This window comes from Nocardia sp. JCM 38205 (genome assembly GCF_058222935.1).
In genome coordinates this window covers 214,596-239,638 of record NZ_JBYHFL010000006.1, presented here as the reverse complement: position 1 = coordinate 239,638, position 25,043 = coordinate 214,596, and the positions used below count along the sequence as shown (strand labels likewise).

Sequence of the window (25,043 nt, the reverse complement as noted above, 5' to 3'; positions counted from 1 at the left end):
GCCCGCCCGGACCCGTTCACACCCGCCGCAGCGGCGCCGGATGCGACCAGGTCGGCCGGTCGCATCCGTAGCGGCGGGCAGGCGCCGGATAATCCGGATACTCGGCGAGGGCGGGGATGGCGGTGGTGACGTTGCCGTGCGTGAGGGCGCAGTGCGGATCCGGTTCGGTGGCCGCGGGGTGCCGGGGCGTGCGTTCGGGCGCGGCGAGCAGCCAGGACGCGGTGCGCGCCAACGACACCCGCACATCGCGGCCGATGCCGTCGTCAGCGCGGGCGACGAGCGCGTCGATCACCCCGGCGGCGAGCAGATACCCCGAGGCGTGATCGAGTGCCTGGGCCGGCAGCGCGCTCGGCACCGACGGCGCGCCTTCGATGATGGCGATGCCGGTCGCGGCCTGCACGATGCTGTCGAATCCGCGGCGCCCGCCCCAGGGACCGAGTTCGCCCCAGGCGCTGACCCGTGCGTGCACCAGGCCCGGCCGGATCGTCAGCCCGGCGTGTTCGAGCGCACCGGGCCGGTAACCGGTCACCAGCACATCGGCGGTGTCGAGCAGGGCGTCGACTCGCGCGCGATCGTGGCGCAGATCGAGCACGGTGGTGCGTTTGCCCTGGCAGGTGTCGCGGAACTGCCACGCAATCTCGGGCAGTCCGGGCGGGTCGATCCGCAGCACGTCGGCGCCGAGCAGCGCGAGGGTGCGAGTGGCGACCGGACCGGCGATCACCCTTGTCATATCGAGGACGCGGATGCCGCGCAGCGGTTGGAACGGCGTCGCGCCGTCGGGCAGGCCGAGGCCGCGCGCGTCGGCGCGGGCGGTCGTGGCGACCAGCGGGCCGGCCGCTGCGGCCCGCGCCTGCGGGGTGGCCGCCCATTCCCGTTCGGTGCGCACCCGCACCGCGATGGCGCCGGTGGCGGCGGCCGCGTCCTCGATATCGGCGGCGCGGCTCATCGCGATCTGCGCGACGGCGAGGTCGACCGGGGCGTCGGCGGGCAGGTGCAGCGCGGCGAGCAATCGCGCGCGGTGATGGGGGTAGTTGGCGTGGGTGCGGACCCAGCCGTCGAAGGTCGGGAAGAAGCCCGACAGATCGGCGAACATCGCCACCGGCGCGTTGTCGATGCGCAGCAGCCGCTCGCTGGCGAAGGCGGCCGCCACCCGGCGCGGTTCGATGCGATGGTGCACCGGATCGAGTCCGCGAGCGCGCCGCAGCCGATTCGCCGCACCGATGACCGCGCCGATCGCGCCCGAGGCGAGCCCCGCCACGGGCAGCGCCGCCGCCAGCGTGGCACCGAAGTCCGGTGCGGGTGGCACGTACCGATCGTCGATCCCGATGCCATCCTGATAATCACGGACCAGCCGCTCGTGCACGCTCACCGCACCCAGCGTAATGGCCGGCGAGACGAACGGATTCCGACGTGAGCACCCCCACCGGGCCGATGCCGCGGTGGCGCGTGGCGGGTTCACCAGGGGGAGGGCCGGTAATCCTTCAGGAAGCAGCCGAACAGGTCGTTGCCCTGCTCGCCCTGCACGATCGGGTCGTAGACCCGCGCGGCACCGTCCACCAGATCCAGCGGCGCGCGGAAGCCCTCATCGGCCAGCCGCATCTTGGTGTAGTGCGGCCGTTCGTCGGTGATCCAGCCGGTGTCGACGGCGGTCATCAGAATCGAGTCGGTCTCGAACATTTCCCGGGCACTGGTGCGGGTCAACATGTTCAACGCCGCCTTGGCCATATTCGTGTGCGGATGTCCCGCACCCTTGTAGGCCCGGCTGAACTGCCCCTCCATCGCCGAGACGTTGACGATGTACTTGCGCCGCGCCTGCGCCGCCGCCATGGCCGGCCGCAGCCGCGAGACCAGGATGAACGGCGCGACCGAATTGCACAGCTGCACCTCGAGCAGCTCGGTCGGATCGACCTCGCCGACGGTTTGCACCCAGCTGTTGGTGTGCGCGAGGTCGGGCACCAGGCCACCGGCATCGATGGCGACCCCGCGGGAAATGCGTTCGGGGGTGGCCGAACCCGCCACCAGCGCCAGCTCGGCCACATCCGCGGCCGACAGCGTCGGGGTCAGCGAGGCCGTCAGCGCGCTGGGGTGGGCCTGCATCGTCTTGCCGAAGGTCACCACATCGGGCAGTTCACCGGCGGGCAGCGGCATGGATTCGGCCTCGACCAGTGCGCTGTAGGCCCCGGCCGAGCGCCGCACCGTCTGCGCGGCGTTGTTGATCAGGATGTCGAGCGGACCCTGCGCGGCGACGTCGTCGGCCAGCGCCACCACTTGCGCCGGATCACGCAGATCGATGCCGACGATGCGGACCCGGTGCAGCCAGTCGGCGCTGTCGGGCTGGGCGGCGAAACGCCGGATCGCGTCATTCGGGAAGCGGGTGGTGATGGTGGTGTGCGCGCCGTCGCGCAGCAGTCGCAGCGCGATGTACATGCCGATCTTGGCGCGTCCACCGGTGAGCAGCGCCCGCCGGCCGGTGAGGTCGGTGCGGGCATCGCGACGGGCGTGGCTTTCGGCGGCGCAGTCCGGGCACAGCTGGTGGTAGAACGCGTCGACCTGGGTGTAGCGCTCCTTGCAGATGTAGCACGGGCGCGGCCGGATCAGAGTGCCCGCGGTGGCGCCGGTGGCGCTGGAGCTGATCGGGATGCCTGCGGTCTCGTCGTCGATGCGCTGCGGCGAACCGGTCGCCGTGGCGGCGACCACCGCGCGGTCGGCCGAGGAGACCGCCTGCCTGGCCTCGGCGCGCCTGCGCTGCTTGAGCTTTTTGAACATATGCCCGACAGCGCGCTGCACCGCGACCGAATCCGGATGATCCTTGTCGAGCTGTCCGGCCTGCTCCAGGACCCGCAAACAGGTGGCGAGCGCGTCCGGATCGATCGTGGTTTCGGCCATCGGAGCTGGGATCATCCTTCATGAGCTGGGCGAGTATCGCGTCCATTGTCGCAAATGGCCTCCGGTGACCGGCCCCTCACCTCTGCTCGGAACCGGTCTCGCGCGCCCGGTTCAGTCGCGCAGCGCGGCCATCGTGGACTGCGCGGCGTCGGTGAGTTTGTCGATGACCTCCGATTCCGGCAGTACCTTCGCTTTACTCGTCGACGACGATGAGGTGGACACATACTGCGACCAGGTGAAGTATCCGATCACCCACCCGTCACGGACGCGGATGGTGACCGTGGGGGAGGGATCTCCGGCCTTGCTGGGCTCGACGGCCACCCACGCCTCATCACCCAGGCCCGAGATCTTCTCCTTGCGGCCGTCGCCGCTGTCATCCGACCGTGAGTTCTCCCAGGTGTCGAAGCCCGCGGTGAATTCCGGACCCGGATCGCTCTTCTTGTGGATCGTGACGCCGGAATACATGTACGCGTCTTCGTAATCGTCGTCGTCGACACCCTGCGGAAGGAACCGTTGCGCACAGAACATGGAGTCGCGTGCGGCGTGTTCGGAGCCTTCGAAGTTCGGGTAATCGTTCTTGCCGGAGGAGGACCTCGTGGAGACCGTGTAGCCGGCCTCGGTGAATGGCGCGGTGTCGGCGAGGTCGCAGAAATCGGCGGAATAGGTGTAGCCGCGCAGGTCGGGCACGCCCGGCGGGACACCGGCGGCGCTGCTGCCACCGAAGCCGCCGAATGCCAGCACCGCGCCGCCCCACACGGCCGAGGCGAGGACGATGCCCCCGAGCCCCCACAACCAGCCTTTGCCCGCGAGCCCCGAGGATGCGGGGGCGGCGGGTCCGGTCGAGCCGTAAGCGGAGGCGGACTGAGCGAAACCGGGACCGCCCGGCCCGAACCCCGCGGGGACGTTCTGGCCCTGCGGCGCGAATCCCTGGCCCTGGCCGAAGTTCTGGCCTTGCGGTGCGAACCCGTGGCCCTGGGGTGCCGAGGCGTGGCCTTCGGGTGCGAAGCTCTGGCCCTGGGCAACGCCATGTCCCTGCTGCGCGAAACCCTGGCCCTGTGGCGCGAAACCCTGGCCCTGTGGCGGGAGGCCCTGGCCCTGCGGCCCGAATCCCTGGCCTGGCGCCGCGAAACCTTGGCCCTGCTGTCCGAAGCTCTGATCCTGCGGTGGGTAGCCCTGTCCCGGGGCGGCGAAGCCCTGGCCCGGGGCGAAACTCGGGTCGGCGGTGAAACCTTGATCGGAGGTGCCACCGGGCTGCGCCGCGGCGGGCACGGCATAACCCGGCCCCGACTGCTGCGACGGCGGGAAAACCGGCTGCCCGAAACCCTGCGCGGGCGGCGGTGCGGCGGGTGCGAACCCACCCTGAGGCTGATCGAAGGAGCGCAGTTGAGTGGGATCCTGCTGCGGGTCCGGCGAATTCGGCTGCCGCAGAATCGTCGGATCCGAAGGCGCTACGTGCTGCTGCCCGGCATCGCCTGCCGTCTGCGGCTGATCACCTTGCGCGCCCGGCTGATTCGAAGAGTCCCCCGATGTCGTCATGGCGGGGAACGTACCACCGCAGCCAGGTGAGCGGCCATTCGACAGTGTCCGCGGCCGGACTCGGCAGTCGGCTAGTCGACTCGCAGTGCCTCGGCGAGCCGGTCACGCGCGGAGGCCGACCCGTCCCCGGCGGAGGCGGGCCGGGACGCGCTCGCTGCGTCGTCGGGCTCGGTCATCACCGGCAGCGCGGCCAGCCGGCGGCGATCCTCGTCCGGCAGCGCGGTGGCGAGGGGGATCACGGCCTCCCACTGGCCCGCGGCCCCGGCGCGGCGCAGCAGATCATCGAGCCGGTCCTCGGGTTCGGCGGCGATCCGGTCGGCGACGAAGGCCAACGGCTGCGGGGGCAGATAGCCGGTCAGCGGAAGCAGATCCAGCCACAGTTCCTCGCGCAGGGCGACGTCGACGCACGCGGCGAGGAACTGCTCGTCGTGCACGGCGGGCCGGGACGCCAGCGCCGCGAGCGCCGTGGCGCTCATGGCACGGGTGACCGGAAGCAGCGTCGATAGCGCATCGAGTTCGTAGGCAGCGCGGACGAGTCCGTCGAGGACCTCGTCACCGAGCCCGGCGACGATATCGCCGAGCCGGGCCTTGTTCGCGTCGTTCACGGTGGCGAGCAGATCCAGGCCCTGCGCCCACAACCGCTCGGTGTGCGCGGCGCGGATGATGGCGGGCAGCCGGTCGGCCACGATATCGATCAAGGTGTTGATCGAACTCTTGTCCTCCATCAGGAAGCCGATCCGCAGCAGGTCGGCGTCGTCGGTGACGGCGGCGGCCGCGCGCAGCGAGGGCTCGGGCACCACGCCGACGAACCGGCCCATGGTGACGTGCTCGTCGCGGCCCAGCAGTTCGGTCGCGACCGCGGCGACCTGCCGCGGCGGAACCTGGGCGATCACCGCGGCGGTGCGCCGCGGATCCAGGGCAATGGCCGCTTCGGCCAGGAACGGCGCGGGCAGGGCGGCCGCGATGTCCACGGCGCGCCGCGGCTCGACCGAGGCGGCCACCGCGGCGCACAGCACGGGCCCGAACGCGCGGGTGGCGATCTTCGCACTGATCGCCACCGGTACGAGATTGGCCGCCGCGGCCACCATCGCGAGTTTGGCGCGGTCGCGGTCGAAGAGCATGTCGGTGCTGCGATCGCGGAACTCACGGATCGCCGCAGGCGGCAGGTCGACCAGGAAGTCGAGCCGCTCGGTCTCCACGCCGAGCAGCCGGGCAAGTTTGGTCGTCTCGGCGAGCGCGAGCAGATGGTTGCTCACAGGCCGAGCGCCTTCTTCACCGCGGGACGCAGCAGTCGCGGGATCATCTGCAATCCGGATTCGAAGGCCGCGTGCATCTGCGCGGCCCGGCGCTCCGACGCCGCGCTCAGCACATGATCGAGCTCGGTGAGTTGTGCTTCGGACAGACGGGAGAACGCCTCGGGCAGGCGAGCGCCCAGCCTCTCGGACAAGGTGTCGGCTGCGGTGGTCATGATGCCTTTCGTCGGTGAATGGCTCGTCGCCGGTGGATGCCGGTCGTTTCAGTGCGTGGTGCGGAAGACGGGGTCGCTGTCGGCGCGCAGATCGCTGACGAAATTGGCGATGGCCTCGCCGACCAGCAGCGGTTCGGTCACCGGAAGCCAATGGTCCGCCGGCAGCGTGTAGCACCACAGCCGATCCACTCGTTCCTGTACGGCGGCCCGCACGCCCGGCCGCGCGGCCGGGTCGGCGGCATCGAGGAGCAGCTGCACGGGCACCGCGGCGTGCTGATCGCGGGGATGACGGAGATGGTGGCCGAGATTGGCGCGGACGATCCGCGCGCCCGCGAGGAGATCAGCGCGCCAGGTGGGCGCGATCGGCGCCACCGTATGGGCGGAGCGGTGCGTGAGCTGCCGTAGGCCGGCGTGGACCCGCGGCTGGTAGAGCGCCCGGCGCAGCATCGACGGCGAGCTGTGCAGCGTCAGCAGCGCCTCGTCCAGTGCGGACGCCATCGGCGCGCGCCGGCGCGGGCGTCGCGCCCGGGAGTCGGGTGCGGGTGCGGTGTCGCGTGGTGGGGCGGCGCCGTCGATCCCGGCCGCGGTGCGGCGCTCGAGCGGCGGGACGGCCGCGAACCGGCGCACTGCGCGGGATTGCACCCGATGCGCGGTGCGCCTGGTGCGACGACGCAGCTGATGCAACCACAGTCCGAGGTGGTCCAGATGGGGCGCCGACAGGGCCGTGAACGATGCGATGCGGGTGTTCGCGCGCGGATCGAGCACCGCTTCCCAGCCCTGCACCGCACCCCAGCCATGACCGGCCAGATGAACCGGCTGGTGCGGGGACGCGGTGTCGATGACGGCGTAGAGGTCCTCGGCGAGCCGGTCGAGCCGGTAGGCGGCGAGCTCATGGGGCGCGCCGGACCGGCCGTGCCCGCGCACGTCATAGGTGATCACCCGGAATTCGTCGGCGAGGATCACCGCCACCTGTTCCCAGACACGGTGGGTGTCGGAGGCGCCGTGTACGAGTACCAGGGGCTGCGCCGCCGGGTCTCCCCATTCGAAGCCGGCGAGCTCGACGCCGTCGACCGTGATCCGCCAGCGGCGGTCGGGTGCGGGCCCGTCCTGCGGGTGGCGGGCGGGATCGCGCGGTTCGGTCATCACGTCACCTCGTTCGAGCGTACTGGCGGTACGGTCGACGATACTGCCAGTACGTCGGCCGGAGAAGTCGGATACCCCAGGTAGACGCCGATGTGTGATGGATCACGTGAATCGCGGGTTTACTAGGCGAGCGGCCGAGCTCGGCTCGCGCGTACCAGGAGTACGTGTATGCTCTCGCACCAGGGTCGGTGGTGTTGCTCGAGGGGTGAATGCCGCCGCACTCGCCAACATCGACGTCGCCGGCACCCGGAGATGACCAGCGTGAACCGCTCCACCGTGCGCGCCGCCCCGCGATCCATCGGCCGCGACGAGATCGTCGACGCCGCCATCAGGGTGATCGATCGCGACGGCCCGCGGCCGAGCATGGACGACATCGCGCGCGAGGCAGGCATCACCAAACCACGCCTGTACCGGCGTTTCGCGGACAAGGCCGATCTGTTCACCGAGATCGGCGGCCGGATGGCGAAATCGGCGTTCGCCGCCGCGGGCAGCGACTTGACCCTCGTGCTGCAGCCGCCGCGGCAGGCGCTGCGGACGGTCCTGCGTGCCTACGCCGACAGCATCCTCGAACACCCGAACGTCTTCCGTTTCCTCGGCCAGGCCCCGACCGGACACGACCGCGACGGCTCGGTGGTGCAGGTGGACCTCGGCCGTCAGGTCGCCGGGCGCCTGGCGCGGCGGGCCGGCGCGGTGGCCGAAGCGGTGCCCATCGACGACAGCGGCGTCGACTATCTGGCGCGCGCCATCACCGGTGTGGTCGTCTCGATCACCGACCTGTGGCTCGGCGGCGATGATCCGGCCGACGACGCGAACGAATTCGTCGATCAGACCACCGAATACGTGTGGGGGCTCATCGACAGCTTCCTGCGTCGCCGTGGGATCGAGGCCGATCCGGCCACGCCCATCTTCACCACCCTCGCCGCGGTCGAACCCGACCGCTGAGTTCCCGTGCGCGCACTCGCGGCACCGCTGCGCGCGGCTTGTTGACAGAACGCCAATAGTGGGTGAATCTGAGTGCACGAGCCCCGGCGCGGCCGGGCGGGAGAGCGGAGGATGCGAGATGGCACGCGCGATGTGGAGTGATGACGAGGTCGAAGCGGTGCGGGATCTGGCCCGCAATTTCTTCGAGCGCGAGGTCGTTCCGCACGAGGAGAAATTCGTCGAGCAGGGTCACCCCGACCGCGAGCTCTACCGGACCGCGGGCAAGCTCGGCCTGCTCTGTGCGGCGCTGCCCGAGGCATTCGGCGGTGGTGGCGGCACCTTCGCCCACGAGGCCGCGATCATCGAGGAGCAGGTCCGCGCCGGTGACGGCGCCATGGGCATGCCGGTGCACAGCGCGATCATCGCCCCCTATCTGGCCGAATTCGGTTCCGACGACCTCAAGCAGCGGGTGCTGCCGCGGGCCGCGAGCGGCGATATGGTGCTCTCGATCGGCATGACCGAACCCGGTACCGGCTCGGACCTGCAGAACATCAAGACCCGCGCGGTGCGCGACGGCGACGACTACGTCATCACCGGATCGAAGATCTTCATCACCAACGGCTGGCTCTGCGACGGCATCATCGTCGCCGCCAAAACCGATCCCGAGCAGGGCGCTGCGGGCGTCTCCCTGCTGTTCGCCGAGGTGGGCGAGGACACTCCGGGTTTCACCAGGGGCCGCATCCTGTCCAAGATCGGCGGCAAGGGGCAGGACACCGCGGAGCTGTTCTTCGACGGCCTCCGGGTGCCGGCGGCGAACCTGCTCGGCGGCGTCGAGGGCCAGGGCTTTTACCAGATGATGCAGATGCTGGCCCAGGAACGACTCGTCACCGCGATCATGGCGGTCGCGATGATGGAACGCGCGGTCGAGCTGACCGTCGAATACACCAAGGGCCGTGCGGCGTTCGGCAAACCACTGTTCGCCATGCAGAACACCAAGTTCGAACTCGCCGAATGCGCGACGCTGGCCACGGTGAGCCGCACCTTCCTCGACGACTGCATCACCAAGCACCTGCGCGGCGAACTCGATATTCCCACCGCTGCGATGTCGAAGTACTGGTTGACCGACCAACTGGGTATCGTGGTTGACCGCTGCCTGCAACTGTTCGGCGGCTACGGCTACATGACGGAGTACCCGATTTCCCAGCTCTACACCGGCGCTCGTGTGCTGCGCATCCTCGCCGGGAGCAACGAGGTGATGAAGGATCTCATTGCGCGATCTCTCTGATACCCCAGTCTCGGCCACCGACGGGCAACCGCGCCGCCGGCGGCTCGAGCCAGACGAACGCCGGGCCCAGATCCTGGCCCAGGCGATCGAGATGTTCGGCGAGCGGCCCTATGCCGCGGTGTCGACGGCGGAGCTGGCGCAGCGCGCGGGCGTCGCGCGCGGGCTGATCAATCACTACTTCGGCAACAAGCGCGATCTGTATCTCGCGGTGGTGCGCCGGATGGTGACCCTGCCGCGCATCGACGACATGATCGTGCCCACCGGCACCGAACGCGAACGGGTCGAGGCCAGTGTGCGCTGGCTGCTCGACACCATCTCCGAACACGGCAGCACCTGGGTCAAGGTCACCAGTCATGAGGGCGTCGGCGACGATCCGGATGTGCAGCAGATCCTGGATCAGGCCGATGACGCCGCCGCGGAACGGCTGCTGCTGATGATCGGGCTCGCCGATTCGGCACACAGCGCCTCCATGCGCGCGATGGTGCGCGCCTACGGCGGATTGGTGAAAGTGGCCGGACGGGAATGGATCACCCGCGGCACGCTGTCCCGCGACCAGGTGCACGGACTGCTGGTGGACATGCTGCTCACCCTGGTCACCGAATCGCTGCCGAAGGTCGAACGCGGCCGCTGAGCTGCCCGCGTTCGCGGGACGGTTCAGCGGTGGGCCTCTATCCTTCTCATGTCGGGGCGGGTCCGGATCTGGCGGGGTTTCGCGCGACGGTGAGTGTGAGAGGTACCTCGGATGGCAGATTCGCAGCGCTGGGCAGATGAGCGCTGGCCGGAAGTTCGCGACGACACCACCGCGGCCCCCCGCCGTGGCCGAGGCGTCGCCGTCGACGAACCCGACGACGACTACGACTGGCCCCGCGGCTACGACGAACCCGCCACCCGCCGAATCGTCAACCCCTACGCGGTCATCGCGCTGGTCGCGGCCCTGCTGCTGTTGATCCCGGTCGCGATCGTGTTCGGGCTCATCGCCTTCAGCCACCCGCGCGGCCGGGTGATGGCGTTGTTCGCGCTGCTGCTCGGGCTGGCCGAGGCCGCGGTGATCGCGGCCTTGCTGGTACTGCCCGGCGACCTGCTCTCGGACGTGGTCTCCCGGACCGAGGACCTCGCCTCCACCCAGACCTCCCAGACCGCCTGGGCGACAGCGGCATCGGCGACCGGACCGGCCGCCGGTGGCCCGCCGGAGCACGCGGGTGCGCCGGAGGCGACCACCGGCCCCCCCGCCTCCGGTGCCGAGCCCGCCGGGCCCGCGGCGCCGACGGCCGTCCTGCGCACCGCCTGCCCGGAGGCCGGACTCATCGGCACCGCCGCCGACGGATCGACGCTGCTGTGCCTGACCGCCGCCACCTCCACCACCGGATTCCAGTGGAAGGGGCCCTACACGATCTCCGAGGTGGTCGGCGAAGGCGGCACCAGCTGCAATCCGGGGGTCGCGGCGACCGCGCGCACCGCCGACGGACGCGCGTTGGTCTGCGAAGGCCAGGGCCGAAGCGCGACCTGGGTGCTCTGGACCGCCTGAGCGCGCCGGATCGTCGACGGTGCGATGTCCGAATGTGACAGACAATCGTCATTGCCGTCATCGGTGCCGCGGGTGAGGATGGGTTCGTGCCCAGTTCCCATCAGGTCGTCATCGCGGTCTTCCCCGAGGTCGACCTCCTCGACGTCACCGGCCCGGCCGAAGTCTTCGCCCTGGCCAACCGCGAGACGGCAGGCCGCGCGGGCTACCGGGTCCGCCTCGCTGCTCCGGCGCCCGGCCCGGTCACCACGTCGGCCGGCGTGCGGGTACTGCCGGACCTGACCTTCGACGAAGTCGACGGCCGCGTCGACACCCTGTTGGTGCCCGGTGCCGTCGAGATGACCGAGGGCGGGCCGCTGGCGCGCATCGATACCGACGTGGTGGAGTGGCTGGCAGCGACCGCCCCGAGCGCCGGGCGGGTGGCCTCGGTCTGCGTCGGCGCGCACCTGCTCGCCGCGGCCGGGCTGCTCGACGGCAAGACGGCCACCACGCACTGGTCGACCGCCGCCCAGCTCGCGGCCCGCCATCCCGAGGTCACCGTCGATCCGGATCCGATCTTCGTACGCACCGACCGGGGCAGGCTGTGGACCGGCGCGGGCATCAGCGCCTGCCTGGACCTGGCGCTGGCCCTGGTCGCGGAGGACCTCGGCGAGCAGACGGCGCTGGCCGTGGCGCGTCAGCTGGTGATGTATCTGAAACGACAGGGCGGGCAGAGCCAGTTCTCGGTGCCGCTGAGCCGTCCCGCACCGGCCCGCCGCGATATCGACGAGCTCCGGCTGTGGATCGCCGAGCATTTCGACGAGGAACTGTCCACCGAGGTCCTCGCCGCGCGGATGCGGTTGAGCGAACGCCATTTCGTCCGGGTCTTCACCGCCGAGACGGGGGTCGGGCCCAGCGCCTACGTCGAAGCGACCAGGGTCGAAGTCGCCCGACGACTGCTCGAAGCCACCGACCACAGCCTCGACCAGATCGCCGCGAGCTCGGGACTCGGCTCGGTGGAGACCCTGCACCGGGCCGTCAAACGTCAGCTCGGTACCACACCGGCGGCCTACCGCCGCCGCTTCCGCACCCGGACGGCCTGAGCCCTCCGCCCCCACAGACCTCCCTCGGCCACCGCGCCGGGAGGAACTTCGCCATGCCCACATCACTGTCGAAAGGCTGTCATGACCACACCCCGGCCCTCGGATACCCTGCGCACCGTCGTCGGACTGAACGATTCGGCGCCACGGTTGCGCGATAGCGCCCTGATCATGATCGATTTCCAGAACACCTACCGGACCGGCGTGATGGCATTGGAAGGCGCCGAGCCGGCGTTGGCGGCCGGTGCCCGCTTGCTGGAACGTGCACGGGGTGCGGGGATTCCCATCGTGCACATCGTCAACGACGGCGGCGAAGGCACTCCGTACGACATCCGCGCCGAGATCGGCGCCATCAGCGCCGAAGTCGCGCCCATCGATGGTGAGCCGGTGGTGGTCAAGCTGTTCCCCGATTCCTTCCACCGCACCGAACTGGAACAGACGCTGCGGGATTCGGGTGTCGAGCCGGGCGGCGATCTGGTGCTGGCCGGGTTCATGACGCACATGTGCGTCGGCCACACCGCGCAGGGCGCGTTCAACCTCGGCTACCGCCCGACCGTCGTCGCCGAAGCCAGCGCCACCCGCGCCCTGACCGGCCCGGACGGTGCGGTCGTGCCCGCGGCCGCACTGCACACCGCGGCCCTGACCACCGTCACCGATCTGTTCGGCGTCGTCGTCCCGACCGTGGACGCGCTGCCGGACTGAGCCTCAGTCGGCCTTCTTGGCGCGGCTGGGCTGGACGCGTGGTGGCTCGTTGGGCATCTTCGGATACTGCGGCGGCCACGGCGCGTCCATCAGACCCGAGGCCATATCCCGCTCCGACATCTCCAGCAGCGGTTCGATCGACTGTGGCGGCCGATCGGCCCATGGGTCGCCGCGTTCGGCCAGCCGGGCCGGGACGGTGGCGATGGTCAGCTCCTCCGGCACCACCGTCGCCAGATCATCCCAGGAGATCGGCGTCGACACCTGGGCGCCGACTTTGGGCCGCACACACCACGCCCCGAAAACCGTTTTGTGCGGGGCGTTCTGGTTGTAGTCGACGAAGACGCGGCGGCCGCGCTCTTCCTTCCACCAGTGCGCGGTGATCTCCTCGGGATGGCGACGTTCCAGCTCACGGGCCAGCGCGACCGCCGCCGCACGCACCTGGTAGCCGTCCCAGCGCGGCTCCAGTGCCACATAGAGATGCAGCCCGCGCGATCCGGAGGTCTTGACCCGAGCGTCGATACCGAGTTCGGCGCACAGTTCCCGGGTGCGCACGGCAGCCGCGCGCAGATCGTCGAAGCCGATACCGGGGGAGGGGTCGAGATCCACGCGCAATTCGTCGGCGATGCGGAGATCGTCGACGTGATTGGGCCACACGTGGAACCCGAGACAGCCCTGATTCACCGCCCACAGAATGTGGGCCAGATCGTGGGCGACGAGCGCGTCGCTGGTGGTGCCGTTGGGGGTGGACACCTCGACCGTGTGCAACCAGTCGGGCGCGGATTTCGGCACCCGCTTCTGGAACCAGGATTTGCCCGACGCACCGTCGGGATAGCGCTCCAGCAGCAGTGGCCGGTGGCCGATGACGCCGAGCAGTGGTTCGGCCACGGCCTGGTAGTAGTGCACCAGATCGAGTTTCGTCTCCCCGCGCTTGCTGAAATACACCTTGTCGGGGTTGGAGATGGTGAGATTGCGGCCGTCGACCTCGATCTCGACCGAGCTGCTCATCGCGCCACCTCGGAACCGAAGATGGCGGCCAGTTCGGCCGGGGCGACCTCGTCGAGCTGGCCGTAGGTGCACGATTCGGGCGTGCGGTCGGTGCGGAACCGCACCAGCCTGCCGCCGTGGCGGAACCGCCCCGACTGCACATGCTCGTAGCGGACCTCGGCGACGAGCTCGGGCCGCAGCGCCTCCCAGGACAGATCCTTGCCCGCACTCCAGCGGCTCATCCCGCCCGGCATCTTGCCTTCGGCCGATGCCTGGGCAGCCGCGTCGGCCCAGTCGCGCCACGGATGGTTGTCCAGCGCGCCCTCGCGCCAGGGCGCGAGCTCGTCGATCAACTGCTTGCGTTTGGCCGCGGTGAAGCTGCTCGCCACCCCGACATGATGCAGGTTGCCCTCGTCGTCGTAGAGCCCGAGCAGCAGCGAACCGACCCCCTCGCCGTCTTTGTGCCAGCGGAATCCGGCGACCACGCAATCGGCGGTGCGTTCGTGTTTGACCTTGAGCATCACCCGTTTGTCCTGCTGATACCGCTGATCGTCGGCCTTGACCATCACTCCGTCGAAGCCGGCGCCCTCGAAGCGGGTGAACCAGTCCTCGGCGATATCGGGATCGGAGGTGATCGGCGTCAGGTGCACCCGGGCGAGTTCGGTATCGAGGATGGTCTCGAGCAGGCGCCTGCGTTCCCGGAACGGCTCGCCGGTCAAATCGTCGTCGCCGAGCGCGAGCAGATCGAAGGCGACGAAACTCGCCGGGGTTTCCGCGGCGAGTTTGGCCACCCGTGAGGCGGCTGGGTGCAGCCGCAGCTGCAGGGTGTCGAAATCGAGGCCGGCCTCGGTGACGATGACGATCTCGCCGTCGACCACGCAGCGCGGCGGCAACGCGTCCTTCAACAGCTCGGCGACCTCGGGGAAATACCTGGTCAGCGGGCGATCGTTGCGGGAGCCGAGTTCGATCTCGGCGCCGTCGCGGAACACGATGCACCGGAATCCATCCCATTTGGGTTCATAACTCAGCCCGGGTTCCCGCGGTACCGCTGGGGCGGATTTGGCGAGCATCGGCCGCACGGGTGGCATCACCGGTAGGTCCACGCGATCCTCCTCGGAGTCGGTCCTCACCGATGTCGACGTCGCGACCGACGATGATTCATCGGTGGGGCCGATGGATTCATCGGTGTGGCGATCGTATGTGGCGGCACCGACAGCGTGCGGGATCCCGGGCAGAACGGCGGGCGTGCCGGACGGGCGCGAGTGGCCGGGGTCAGTCGTCGAGCCAGCCGTGTTCGGCGGCGAAGGCGGTGAGTCGTTCGCGGATGGTGATGATCTCACCGGCGGTGAGGGCCGGGCTCGCATCCAGGAGCAGTTCGGTGACCAGCCGGGTGTGCTCGGCGGGGCTCAACACCACCACCCCCGCCCGGTCTTTGATGCGGACGCGAGGAGCGGGGCCGAGCGCGCCGCCAGCGGCGGCGAGATTGATCGCCTTCGGCCCGCGGTCGCCCTCGGTGATCTCGAACTCGAACACCCGGCCCTGGCGCAGTTCGTCCTCGTCGAGACCGATGTCGTTGACGTGCACGAAAACATCCGGGCCACCGTCTTCGGGGCGAATGAAACCGAATCCGCGCGAGCTGTCGAACGACACCAATTTCCCGATGGCCACCACACCCGCTCCTCGTCGCCGACGCTACCGGGCCACTTTAGCCCGCATTTTCTCCATCGTTGGAGGAAAGCGCCTTTTGCAGCGATGAGAACACCGTCAGGCCCTGACCGACCATCCCGTTGACCAATTCGCTGACCCCATCGGGTCCGTTGAGCACGGTGAGGTTGGCATTGGACAGACCGTGCGATGCCTGGCGCACGATCTCGGGCAATTGCTCGATGAGCAACTGGTCCAGCGCGATCCGGTTGTTGGAGGCCGCGGCCTCGGCCTGGATCCTGGTCCGGTCCGCCTCGGCCTCGGCGAGAATGCGCACCCGCTCGGCCTCGGCAGCGGCGGGTTTCACCACCTCGGCCTGCAACTGCTGTTCACGCAGTTCGGCTTCCTTGCGTGCCTGTTCGGCCTTTGGCGATGAGCACCTCTTGCTGGGCCAGCGCCTGCGCCAGCGGGCCGGCCGCGGCCGCCTCGGCTTCGGCCTTGTCGATATCGCGCTGGTACTGGGCCTTCAGGATCGAGGTCTCGCGCTGGTATTCGGCCTGCCGGCGCAGCGATTCCTGTTCGGCTTCGGCCGCCCGCTGCGCGGCCTGCGAGCGCGCGATCTGCGCGTCGCGCTGCACGGCGGCATTGTGCGGTGCGGCGAGGGCGTTGATGTAGCCGAGGTCGCCGTCGTCGATGGACATGATCTGGAACGAGTCGACCCACAGGCCGATATTGCCCATCTCGACCTTCGACGCCACCAGCACCTCGTCGGCCAGCTTCTGCCGTTCCCGGATGATTTCCTCCACGGTCATCGAACCGACGATGGAACGCAGATGGCCGGAGAAGATCCGCCCGGTCAGCATCGACATCTCGCGTTCCTGTTCGGACAGGAACCGTTGCGCGGCATTGACGATCGAGGCGGTGTCGTTGGCGACCTTGAACGCGACGACCGCGCGCACATCGAGCTGGATCGCCTGTTTGGTCTCGCAACGCTCCTTGATCTCGGCCTCGAACATGGCCAGCGACAGGTACCGCACCTTACGGAAGAACGGCACCACCCAGGCGCCGCGTCCGATGATCACCTTGAACGGCGCGTTGTCCTTGCTCTTGGCGCCGCTGACCAGCATTGCCTCGTCCGGATCCGGAACGTGGTAGCCCAGCACTGTGTCTCCCTTGCTGTTTCGAACACCTCATTGCGGCGGATCCGGGAGCGGGATCCACGGCACCACCTCGGCGATGCGGCCGGAGTCGACAGCGATGATCAGCACGGTCGCCCCGGCCGCGATCGGCTCGGTGGCGCGCGCGATGTAGAGCTCGGTTCCCCCTCGGACGGCGACCAGGACCTCACCCAGCATCCCGGCCCCCCGGATCGGCGACATCAGCGTACCCGTACAACCCACTACCGCATCGGTCAACGTTCGAACCTCCTGCGGTGAGCCTACTTTTCGCGGGGCCGGCCGAGCCGGCCGTCATGGATGATGACAGCGGCCCCGAGAAGTCCGATGCCGGAAACGATCTGGGCGGCCGACGCCAACGCCGGGCGGGGCCACTCGATGGTGAGCGGTGCCGCGGCCGCGATCAGTGCCGGTACAGCCCGCGGTAGGCGGTGATCATCGCGACGAGATGATCGACGATCTCATCGCGATCGGCCCGCAGGGATCCGTTGAGCCAGGCCGAGAACATGCCGGCATTGCCGCTGGCCATGGTGACCGCCGCCAGACGCCGCCGCACCGGGTCGTCGATATGGGAGAACAGGTGGTCCTGGATGAGCCGGGTGAACGCGGGCATCACCGCGATGGTGGTCTGCCCGAGGCCGGTACTGGAATACGGCTCCACCAGGAACAGGCGTGACTTGCGCGGATCCTCCAGCACCTTGTCGACCAGGACTTCCGACAGGGCGCGGTCCCTCGACGGATCGTCGGCCACGGCGAAGGCCGTCATCGGTTCCAGGAATTCCTCGGCGACCTGCCGGTAGAGCACGTCGAGCAGTTCGTCGCGGCTGGCGAAGCTCTCGTAGAAGTAGCGGTCGGTGAGAGTGGCCCGGCGGCACACCGCCCGCATGGTGACTCCGGCTGCTCCGGATTCGCCGATCAGATCCAGCGCCGCCTCCAGTAGCGCTGCCCGCCGCACCTGCTTGCGCTCGGTGAGGGTGGTTCCGCCCCAGATCCGGGGTCCGGCGAGTGGATCCGCGTGCGGGTGGTCTGATTCCTGGCCTGTCTGCACCGTTCCACCCTAGTGCCGGCCTTCGCGCCGCTCGGCCACCCCGCCGGATCTCCGACTCGGCGCCTTCACGCATCGGTAACTGTCGGTTAACTCGACCCGGTTACCTTTCCCGCGAGATCGAGCGTGTTGGTGAGGTGCAGGTGGTGGACTCCGCTACGAGGGCCGGGTCGAGGAGTTCGGGTGACCGGCTCGGTACGGGTCCGATACCGGTGTTGCGATCCGGGCACGCGCTGCCGGCGGCGGCGCGCCCGCCGGTGTTGATGCGCCGTCCCCGTCCGGCGCATCTGCCGCTGGCACCGGCGCAGGAGCGGATGTGGCATGCGGCGCGGGCGGGCCGCTCGGCGGACTGGAACGTGGCGCGCGCGGTCCGCATCCGCGGTGCCTCGATCGACGTCGACGCGCTGGTCACCGCGCTCACCGATGTGGTTGCCAGGCATGAGCCGTTGCGTACCCGCTACCCGGCCACCGAACACGGGCCCGAGCAGGTGGTGGTCCCGATCGCCGAGGCCGATCTGGACATCCGGGTATGCCCGGTATCGGAGGCCGATCTGCCCGCCCGGCTCGCCGAATTCGCCGGCCGCGAGTTCGACCTGGCCGCGCAGCTGCCGCTGCGGGCGCGGGTGTACGTGCTGAGCGAGGACGACGTGGTGCTGCTGCTGGTGGCCCATCACATCAGCATCGACGGCCGCTCGGTGGCCCCACTGATGCGCGACCTGGGCGCCGCCTATACCGCCCGCGCGTGCGGCCGGGCGCCGGTTCTGCCGCCGCTTCCGGTCGAGTACGCCGATTACACGGTGTGGAAGCACGCCAAGCTCGGTGAGTACGCCGACGAGTGGAGCCGCGCCACCCAGCAGCTGCGCTACTGGGCCAACACCCTCGCCGGACGGCCCGCGATGCTGCGGTTCCCCTACGATCGGCCCCGTGCCGCGGTGCCGTCCGCCGACGGCGCGACCATCGCGGTGGCTTTCGCGCCATCGGTGCACGCCGCCCTGCTCGCACGCGCCCAGCGGGGGCGGGCCAGCCTGTTCATGGTCGTGCAGGCGGCGTTCGCGGTGTGTGTCGGCTGGTTCGGCCGCAGCGACGACGTCACCGTGGCGACCGCGGTGAGCGGACGCGACCACCGGCTGCTCGACGATCTGGTCGGCAACTTCGCCGACGACGTGTTGCTGCGAATCCGCTTGGACCGTGCCGCGGATATGGACGAGCTCATCGAGCAGGTCCGCAGGGTGGCGCTGGCCGCGTTCGCGCATCCGGACACACCGAACCCGCGACTGAAGCGCTGCCTGCTCGAGGACGCGCGGACCCCGCTGTTCCAGGCCACCCTGATCCTCGAACGCGCGGCCGCGGCGCCACCGTCGGCCGGCGCGCGGACGCCCACCGTCACCGAGGTGCCGGTCGGGGCCCCGCGGGCCAAACATGATCTGGAGTTCGGGCTGGTCGAACGCTACGACGACGCCGGAGCCCCGGCCGGCGTCGACGGCGTGTTCCTCTATCCCACCGCGCTGTTCGATCCACCGACCGCGGAATCGTTCGTTGCCCGCTTCGAGTCCGTGGTACACGCTCTGGCGGCCGGCTACCGCGGGCCCATCCGAGCCGTCGTCGATCATTCATCGACCGCAGTGGCGTAACCGCACGGAACCTGTTGGCCATTAGGAGAATTCACAACCGTAACGTCCAGTCGCTTCCGGCCGGTACGTTGGATGACGTCCAACAGTGCTGGTATGAGCGGAAAGGACCCGGCCCCTTGGCAATCGGCGTGCTGGTCCGATCGGATCGACGAGATCGTCGCGGGCGCGCCGGAGTGTGCGCCGCCGTACCCGGGATCGGGTGATGTTCACTCGCTGGGGGCAGCTGGTGTACCGGTGGCGGTTCGCCGTCATCGTGGTGGTGGGCGCGGCGATGCTCGGCCTCGGCGCGATCGGCACCGGCCTCGACGACCACCTGACCTCGGGTGGTTTGGACGATCCCACCTCGGAATCCGCCGTAGCCGCACGCTTGTCCGACCGGGCCTTCGGCCGCAACCATGACGTCGACGTGGTGGTCCTCTACACCGCGCCCGACGGCGGCACCGTCGACGACCCGCAATTCCGCGATCGCGTCGTGGACAACCTCAACCGCCTGCCCCGCGAGCACCCCGACGAGATCCTCGGCATCAATGCCGCCTATTGGCCGACCGAGACCGGCAAACTGAGCGGACCGCAGGCGGCGACCGACGATCGCACCCACGCCGTCGCCGCGATCGCCATTCGCGGCGAGACCGACACCGAGATGGTGCAGAACTATCGCAAGGTCAAGGACGCCTTCGCGATTCCGGGGATCGAGGTGCAGGTCGGCGGCCTGCAAGCGGTCGCGGGCACCTTGAACGACACCGTCGCCCACGACACCAGGCGCTTGGAGATGCTGGCCATCCCGGCGGTCGCGGTGCTGCTGTTCTTCATCTTCGGCGGCGTGGTGGCGGCGGCGCTGCCGTTGATCGTCGGCGGGCTCACCGTGTTCGGCGCCTACGGCATTCTGCGGCTGCTCACCATGGCCACCGACGTGAATACCTTCGTCTCCCCGGTGGTCTCGATGATCGGGATCGGGCTGGCGATCGACTACGGCCTGTTCGTGGTGAGCCGGTTCCGCGAAGAACTGGCCGCGGGCCATGACACGCCGACCGCGGTGCGCCGCTCGGTGCTGACGGCCGGGCGCACGGTGGTGTTCTCGGCGACGATGATCATCGCCAGCCTCGGCGGCATGCTGCTGTTCCCGCAGGGTTTCCTGAAATCGATGGCCTACGGCGCCATCGCGACCGTCTCACTGGCGGCGCTGGCCTCGATCACCCTGTTGCCCGCGATGCTCGCGGTGCTCGGGCCCCGGGTGGATCTGCTCGGCTTCGAGCGGTTCCGTCGCACCAGGTCCGCCGACGAGATCGAGCACGGATTCTGGGCGCGCAGCACCGCGTGGGTGATGCGGCATCCGCGGAAGATCAGCATCGCCCTGTGCCTGGGGCTGCTGCTGTTGATCCTGCCCATGCGCAACCTCGTCTTCGGCGGTTTCAGTGAACGCTATCTGCCGCCGGACGATCCGACCCGAGTCGCCCAGGAGCGGATCGACGCGCTGTTCCCGGTCCGGAAATCGGATCCGCTGGAATTGATCTTCGTCTCCGACAACAGCACCGCGGTGGGTGATCTGTGGGATGCGGCGAATACCGCCCCCGGCCTGGCGGGCGATTTCGAGATTCCGTCGCGCTCGACGGTGCAGGGCGACGTGTACCGCACCAAGGCCACCCTCGTCGACTCGGCCGAAGCGGGCGAGACCATCGAGTACCTGCGCGATCTGGAACGGCCCGACGGGGTGACCATGCTGGTCGGCGGGGTCCCCGCGATTCAGAAAGACAGCATCGACGCGTTGCTGGTGCGTATCCCGTTCATGATCGCGCTGGTGCTGCTGGTGACCACGATGCTGATGTTCTTGACCTTCGGTTCGCTCGTGCTGCCGATCAAGGCGGCGTTGATGAGCGCGCTCGGGCTCGGCTCCACGCTCGGCATCCTGACCTGGATCTTCCTCGACGGGCACGGCGCCGACCTGCTGAACTTCACCCCGCAACCCATCCAGGCCAACATCCTGGTGCTCATCATCGCCATCATCTACGGGCTGTCCACCGATTACGAGGTCTTCCTGCTCTCGCGCATGGTGGAGGCCCGCGCCAAGGGCGCCTCCACCGAGGAGGCGGTGCGCACCGGCACCGCGCACACCGGGCGCATCATCACCGCCGCCGCGCTGATCCTGCTGGTGGTGACCGGCGCCTTCGCCTTCTCCGATCTGGTGATGATGCAGTACATCGCCTTCGGCATGATCGCCGCGCTGATCATCGACGCCACCGTGTTACGCATGATGCTGGTTCCGGCCACGATGACCCTGCTCGGCGACAGATGCTGGTGGGCGCCGGAATGGATGACACGGCTGCAGCGGCGCATCGGATTGGGCGAGCCCGTGCTCGCCGATGAACCACCGCAACCGACACCCATCGGCAAGGGGTGAGCGCCCGTCGGCGTCGCCGGGCTCTGGGCGAGATCGGCCGCCGCGGGTCCACGATGGCGTGAGCCGGCCATGCACAGCGCCGAATACAGTGGCGCGCAGCGGAACTCGACGTCTGCACCGCCGGTTGTCCAGCCCGGATTCGGGCGTGGCGCGTGCCGGGTCGCTAGACTCCGACAGTGCCGTGGCCGATGCCCGGTGGCCCGGCGAGAAGCGAGGTAAGTAGTGAGTGCGGTGGATCGGTGGCTGATAGCGCGTAGTGCCGACTTACGACCCACACCGGCGGACCGGGTGCTGCGCAAACTGAGCCGGATGGCCGACCGCAACCTGCTGTGGGTGGCCATCGCCGCGGTCATGTACCTGGTGGGGGACCGGGCGCAACGCCGGGCCGCGGTACGCGGAGTGCTGTCGGTCGGGCTGGCCAGCGGTATCGCCAACGGTATCGCCAAGCCGATGTTTCCGCGCCGCAGGCCACCGGACGCCTCCGTGCCGTTCGTGCGCAGGCCGGTCAAACCGCCCTACTCGTCGTCGTTCCCGTCCGGGCATTCGGCGTCGGCGGCCGCGTTCGTCACCGGCGTCGCGCTCGAAGACCGCCGCGCCGCCGTCGCGGTGGCACCGGTCGCGGTCGCGGTCGGCTACTCCCGCGTGCACATCGGGGTGCACTGGCCCTCCGATGTGGTCGCGGGCGCGATGCTCGGCTCGGCGCTGGCACTGGCCACCCGGCGCTGGTGGGCGGTGCACGCCGGTGAACCGGCCACCATGGGGCCCACCGAATCCACCACACCGTTGCCCGACGGCAAAGGGCTGCTGCTGGTGGTCAACCGGTCCTCCGGGCTGGGCAACGGCGACCAGCTCGACCCCCTCCGCGACAGGCTTCCCGCGGCGCAGATCCTCGAACTGGATCCGCGCGCCGATCTCGGCGCACAGATCGCCGAGCAGGTCCGCGCGGGAGGAGTGGTCGCACTCGGTGCACTCGGCGGCGACGGCACCGTCTCCGGTGTGGCCGAAGCCGCGCTCCGCCACGACCTGCCACTCGCGGTCTTCGCCGGCGGAACCCTCAACCATTTCGCGCGCGACCTCGGCGTCGACGACCCGGCCGCGACGGTGGCAGCGCTGGAATCGGGCGAGGTGATGCGCACCGATATCGCCCGCGTGCGCTTCGGTGGCGACGGTGAACGCACCTTCATCAACACCGCCAGCCTCGGCGGCTACCCGGATTTCGTGCGTCTGCGCGAGAAGCTGCAATCGCGACTCGGGAAATGGCCGGCCGCGGCGGTCGCGATGCTGCGGGTGCTGTCGCGGGCGCAGCCGTTGCACGCGATCATCGACGGGGAACGGGTCGAGATCTGGATGCTGTTCGTCGGCAACGGCACCTATCTGCCCGGCCACCAGATCCCGACTTCGCGCCCGCGCCTGCACGGCGGCACCCTCGACGTCCGCTACCTGCGCGCGGATCTGCCGCTGTCACGAACCCGGCTGATCTGGTCGACCATCACCGGCAGCCTGGAGCATTCGCACACCTACGTGCACCGTCGGGTGGCGCAGATGCGAGTGCAGGTGGTCGGCTCGGATGTCTCCCTCGCCACCGACGGCGAGGTCAACCATCGGGTCAGCGACCTCACCATCAGCAGCGAGCCCGGCGGGCTCGGCGTCTTCCGGTCCGCCGCCGTCGAGAGCACCACGCCACGCTGACTCCCGACGAGGCACGACCGCCTCCGGCGTCGGTGTCGGCTCCCCGGTGGGCTGCCGCACGGCGACAGTCACCGGTGTCGTCAGCCGGTCGGCGGCACGCCGAGGGTGGGCTTTCGCGGGCCGGCGCGGGCAACGCCTAGGCTGATTCGATGGTGTGGTTGGCGATCGTGCTCGCGGTGTCGGCGGTGAGCCTGACCTGGTTCGTCCTGCACGGCGGCGCCGAGGCGGCGGTGGATGTGCCGATCATGGACTGGGTGGTCGCGCACCGGGTCGACGCGCTGACCCCGGTCGTGAAGGTGATCACCCACTCCGGCGGCACCATCGCGATGTGGTCGGCGGCGATACTCGCGTGCGCGGTGCTGGCCACCCGCCGCCAGTGGCCCGAACTGACGCTGGTCGCGGTGACCGGAGCAGGTTCGGCGCTGCTGATTCCGCTGCTCAAATCCGTGATCGATCGCGAACGCCCGCCGATGGCGGACCGGCTGGTCGTGGTCACCAGCCACTCCTATCCGTCCGGGCACAGCCTCGGGTCGGCGGTCGTGGTCGGCGTCATCGCCGCCGTGGTCATCGCCGGCCTGCGCCGGCCCGGCCCCAAACGTGCCGTGGCCGTCGCCGCCGCGACGTTCGTCGCGCTGGTCGGCCTGTCCCGCGTCTACCTCGGCGTGCACTGGCCCACCGACGTCCTGGCCGGCTGGAGCATCGGCCTGCTCTGGTTGACCATCATGCTCACCGGCTACGCCCGCTACCGCCGCACCCTGCCGCCGGTCCAGGAGGATCTACCGGTCTCAGCGGCGGCTGCCGGCCGCGAACGCAGCACCGGCACACAGCGGGGCGCTCCCGTCCGGCGAGCTGCCGAGACCGGCCGCCGCGCCCACGACCATCGAAACGTCCGATCCGACAGCGGTGCCGACACCGAGCCGGACAGCGCAGGCACGCAGCGAAGCCTTCCCCGCTAGCCCGATCTCGCTCAGGCGACGGATGCGCTGAGCGCGCTGTGCAGCCAGCGTTGCGCGGTGCCGGTGGTGTGCTCGGTCCCGAGTATCGCGCCGGTCAGCGTCCAATACCGGCTGGTCGCCGGGTGAGTATCGGGGATGCCGAAGGCCAACTCGCGGCGGAAGGCCGTGGTGTCGGCGCGGCCGCGCACCTCGGCGTGCACAGCGACGAAACGGTCGAGTTCGGGGCCCGCGCACGGTGGGTGGCCGTCCAGTACTCGCTGCGCTACCGCGGCGTAGGCGTCGGCGACCCCGAGCAGCAGGGCCCGCCTGTCCTGGATCCGTTCGGTGTCGGTGCGCCAGAGCTGGCGTGCGATGACCCGATCCAGCTCCGGTGTGCCGACCAACCGCACGAGTTCGGCGAAGGCGATTACGTGATCCGGCGTCGGATGCGCCGGTACCCGCGGCACGTCCATCTCGACGAAGTCATCGAACAACTCGGTCGGCATGGCCGCGAGTACCCGTCGCCAGAACGAGATGATGGCGCTCCGGGCGGCGGCTCGATCCGGTACCTGCGCGAGCAGTTCGAGGCGGGCGGCACGTTCGCCGGGTGCGGCTCGTTCGATGGCGAGCAGCGAGGCGTGCCGCCACGACAGCGCGTCGAGTCGGCCGCTCACCTCGTGGCGGGCATCGGCGATCGCGTCCTCGATCGTCATGTCACCCGAGAGGATTCCGGCGATCTCGGCCAACCCGAGCCCGAGCGCGCGCATCCGACGCATCGATAGCACCTGGTCGACGACGGCGGGTTCGAACACCCGGTGTCCGCCCGCGGTGCGGCGCGGTGCGAGAAGTCCTTCGTCGCAATAGAACCGGAGGGTGCGCACCGCGACACCGGTGCGGCGGGACAGCTCACCAATGCTCACCAGATCACGAGGATGTGTGTCGTGCGTCACTTTAGCTGGAACCTCCACCCGGCTGGAGTTCCTACGGTACCGGTAGTCGAGCA

At 69.7% G+C, this 25,043-nt stretch carries 22 protein-coding genes and 1 pseudogene; 10 read left to right on the top strand and 13 right to left on the bottom strand.

The window, feature by feature from the left end; all coding sequences use genetic code 11:
* Positions 1-16: 16 nt before the first annotated feature.
* The 6 genes from AC4HOU_RS22800 to AC4HOU_RS22775 form a co-directional block, all read right to left on the bottom strand.
* Positions 17-1,369, bottom strand: a complete 1,353-nt coding sequence (locus AC4HOU_RS22800) for a CoA transferase (protein WP_163814868.1) — start codon at positions 1,367-1,369, stop codon at positions 17-19.
* Between the two features lie 86 nt (positions 1,370-1,455).
* Positions 1,456-2,886, bottom strand: coding sequence for an SDR family NAD(P)-dependent oxidoreductase (locus AC4HOU_RS22795; protein WP_490725182.1), 1,431 nt, complete (start codon positions 2,884-2,886; stop codon positions 1,456-1,458).
* Positions 2,887-2,997: 111 nt separating this feature from the next.
* Positions 2,998-4,422 carry a hypothetical protein gene (locus AC4HOU_RS22790; RefSeq protein WP_195007155.1) on the bottom strand — a complete coding sequence of 475 codons (1,425 nt, stop codon included), beginning with the start codon at positions 4,420-4,422 and terminating at the stop codon, positions 2,998-3,000.
* A gap of 71 nt (positions 4,423-4,493) precedes the next feature.
* The gene (locus tag AC4HOU_RS22785) at positions 4,494-5,678 is read right to left on the bottom strand and encodes a hypothetical protein (protein ID WP_490725180.1); all 1,185 of its coding nucleotides are present in this window, start codon (positions 5,676-5,678) and stop codon (positions 4,494-4,496) included.
* Positions 5,675-5,890 carry a hypothetical protein gene (locus tag AC4HOU_RS22780; protein WP_490725178.1) on the bottom strand — a complete coding sequence of 72 codons (216 nt, stop codon included), beginning with the start codon at positions 5,888-5,890 and terminating at the stop codon, positions 5,675-5,677. Before AC4HOU_RS22780 ends, AC4HOU_RS22785 begins: the two co-directional genes overlap by 4 nt.
* Positions 5,891-5,938: 48 nt before the next feature.
* The gene (locus AC4HOU_RS22775; RefSeq protein WP_490725176.1) at positions 5,939-7,033 is read right to left on the bottom strand and encodes an alpha/beta fold hydrolase; all 1,095 of its coding nucleotides are present in this window, start codon (positions 7,031-7,033) and stop codon (positions 5,939-5,941) included.
* A 252-nt stretch (positions 7,034-7,285) separates the two neighbouring features.
* Between AC4HOU_RS22775 and AC4HOU_RS22770 the strand changes: the two genes are divergently transcribed.
* From AC4HOU_RS22770 to AC4HOU_RS22745, 6 genes are all read left to right on the top strand, one after another.
* Positions 7,286-7,975: a TetR/AcrR family transcriptional regulator gene (locus tag AC4HOU_RS22770; RefSeq protein WP_163814873.1), complete on the top strand. Its 690-nt coding sequence runs from the start codon at positions 7,286-7,288 to the stop codon at positions 7,973-7,975.
* A 118-nt stretch (positions 7,976-8,093) separates the two neighbouring features.
* The gene (locus tag AC4HOU_RS22765; protein ID WP_490725174.1) at positions 8,094-9,239 is read left to right on the top strand and encodes an acyl-CoA dehydrogenase family protein; all 1,146 of its coding nucleotides are present in this window, start codon (positions 8,094-8,096) and stop codon (positions 9,237-9,239) included.
* Positions 9,223-9,870 (top strand): TetR/AcrR family transcriptional regulator, encoded by a 648-nt coding sequence (locus AC4HOU_RS22760; RefSeq protein WP_163814875.1) that lies wholly within the window; start codon positions 9,223-9,225, stop codon positions 9,868-9,870. Before AC4HOU_RS22765 ends, AC4HOU_RS22760 begins: the two co-directional genes overlap by 17 nt.
* 111 nt (positions 9,871-9,981) lie before the next feature.
* Positions 9,982-10,764 carry a hypothetical protein gene (locus AC4HOU_RS22755; protein ID WP_490725171.1) on the top strand — a complete coding sequence of 261 codons (783 nt, stop codon included), beginning with the start codon at positions 9,982-9,984 and terminating at the stop codon, positions 10,762-10,764.
* A gap of 86 nt (positions 10,765-10,850) precedes the next feature.
* Complete coding sequence (locus tag AC4HOU_RS22750; RefSeq protein WP_490725169.1) at positions 10,851-11,843, top strand: GlxA family transcriptional regulator; 993 nt, start codon at positions 10,851-10,853, stop codon at positions 11,841-11,843.
* Positions 11,844-11,924: 81 nt separating this feature from the next.
* Entirely contained in the window at positions 11,925-12,542 is a 618-nt protein-coding gene (locus AC4HOU_RS22745; protein ID WP_490725167.1) for a cysteine hydrolase family protein, read from the top strand.
* A gap of 3 nt (positions 12,543-12,545) precedes the next feature.
* Here AC4HOU_RS22745 and ligD read toward each other — a convergent pair whose 3' ends face one another.
* The 6 genes and pseudogenes from ligD to AC4HOU_RS22715 form a co-directional block, all read right to left on the bottom strand.
* Complete coding sequence (gene ligD / locus AC4HOU_RS22740) at positions 12,546-13,547, bottom strand: non-homologous end-joining DNA ligase (protein WP_163814879.1); 1,002 nt, start codon at positions 13,545-13,547, stop codon at positions 12,546-12,548.
* Positions 13,544-14,629 (bottom strand): ATP-dependent DNA ligase, encoded by a 1,086-nt coding sequence (locus AC4HOU_RS22735; protein ID WP_195007153.1) that lies wholly within the window; start codon positions 14,627-14,629, stop codon positions 13,544-13,546. The genes ligD and AC4HOU_RS22735 overlap by 4 nt, the downstream gene beginning before the upstream one ends.
* Positions 14,630-14,798: 169 nt before the next feature.
* Positions 14,799-15,197 (bottom strand): cold shock domain-containing protein, encoded by a 399-nt coding sequence (locus tag AC4HOU_RS22730; RefSeq protein ID WP_163814880.1) that lies wholly within the window; start codon positions 15,195-15,197, stop codon positions 14,799-14,801.
* A 34-nt stretch (positions 15,198-15,231) separates the two neighbouring features.
* A pseudogene (locus AC4HOU_RS22725) lies at positions 15,232-16,333 on the bottom strand (SPFH domain-containing protein).
* 27 nt (positions 16,334-16,360) lie between these two features.
* Entirely contained in the window at positions 16,361-16,549 is a 189-nt protein-coding gene (locus tag AC4HOU_RS22720; RefSeq protein WP_163814882.1) for an NfeD C-terminal domain-containing protein, read from the bottom strand.
* 199 nt (positions 16,550-16,748) lie between these two features.
* Positions 16,749-17,393, bottom strand: coding sequence for a TetR/AcrR family transcriptional regulator (locus AC4HOU_RS22715; protein ID WP_163814883.1), 645 nt, complete (start codon positions 17,391-17,393; stop codon positions 16,749-16,751).
* 209 nt (positions 17,394-17,602) lie between these two features.
* On the opposite strand from AC4HOU_RS22715, the gene AC4HOU_RS22710 reads away from it, so the two are divergent.
* The 4 genes from AC4HOU_RS22710 to AC4HOU_RS22695 all read left to right on the top strand — a co-directional run bounded on the left by AC4HOU_RS22710 (position 17,603) and on the right by AC4HOU_RS22695 (position 24,061).
* A complete protein-coding gene (locus AC4HOU_RS22710; RefSeq protein ID WP_490725292.1) occupies positions 17,603-19,021 on the top strand; it encodes a condensation domain-containing protein in 1,419 nt (472 codons plus the stop codon).
* Between the two features lie 202 nt (positions 19,022-19,223).
* On the top strand, positions 19,224-21,416 hold the full coding sequence (locus AC4HOU_RS22705) for an MMPL family transporter (protein WP_194992426.1): 2,193 nt from the start codon (positions 19,224-19,226) through the stop codon (positions 21,414-21,416).
* Positions 21,417-21,725: 309 nt separating this feature from the next.
* Positions 21,726-23,105 (top strand): bifunctional phosphatase PAP2/diacylglycerol kinase family protein, encoded by a 1,380-nt coding sequence (locus tag AC4HOU_RS22700; protein WP_228807041.1) that lies wholly within the window; start codon positions 21,726-21,728, stop codon positions 23,103-23,105.
* 149 nt (positions 23,106-23,254) lie between these two features.
* Complete coding sequence (locus AC4HOU_RS22695; RefSeq protein WP_195007152.1) at positions 23,255-24,061, top strand: phosphatase PAP2 family protein; 807 nt, start codon at positions 23,255-23,257, stop codon at positions 24,059-24,061.
* Positions 24,062-24,072: 11 nt separating this feature from the next.
* Here AC4HOU_RS22695 and AC4HOU_RS22690 read toward each other — a convergent pair whose 3' ends face one another.
* Complete coding sequence (locus AC4HOU_RS22690) at positions 24,073-24,960, bottom strand: MerR family transcriptional regulator (protein WP_194991205.1); 888 nt, start codon at positions 24,958-24,960, stop codon at positions 24,073-24,075.
* Between the last annotated feature and the right edge of the window lie 83 nt (positions 24,961-25,043).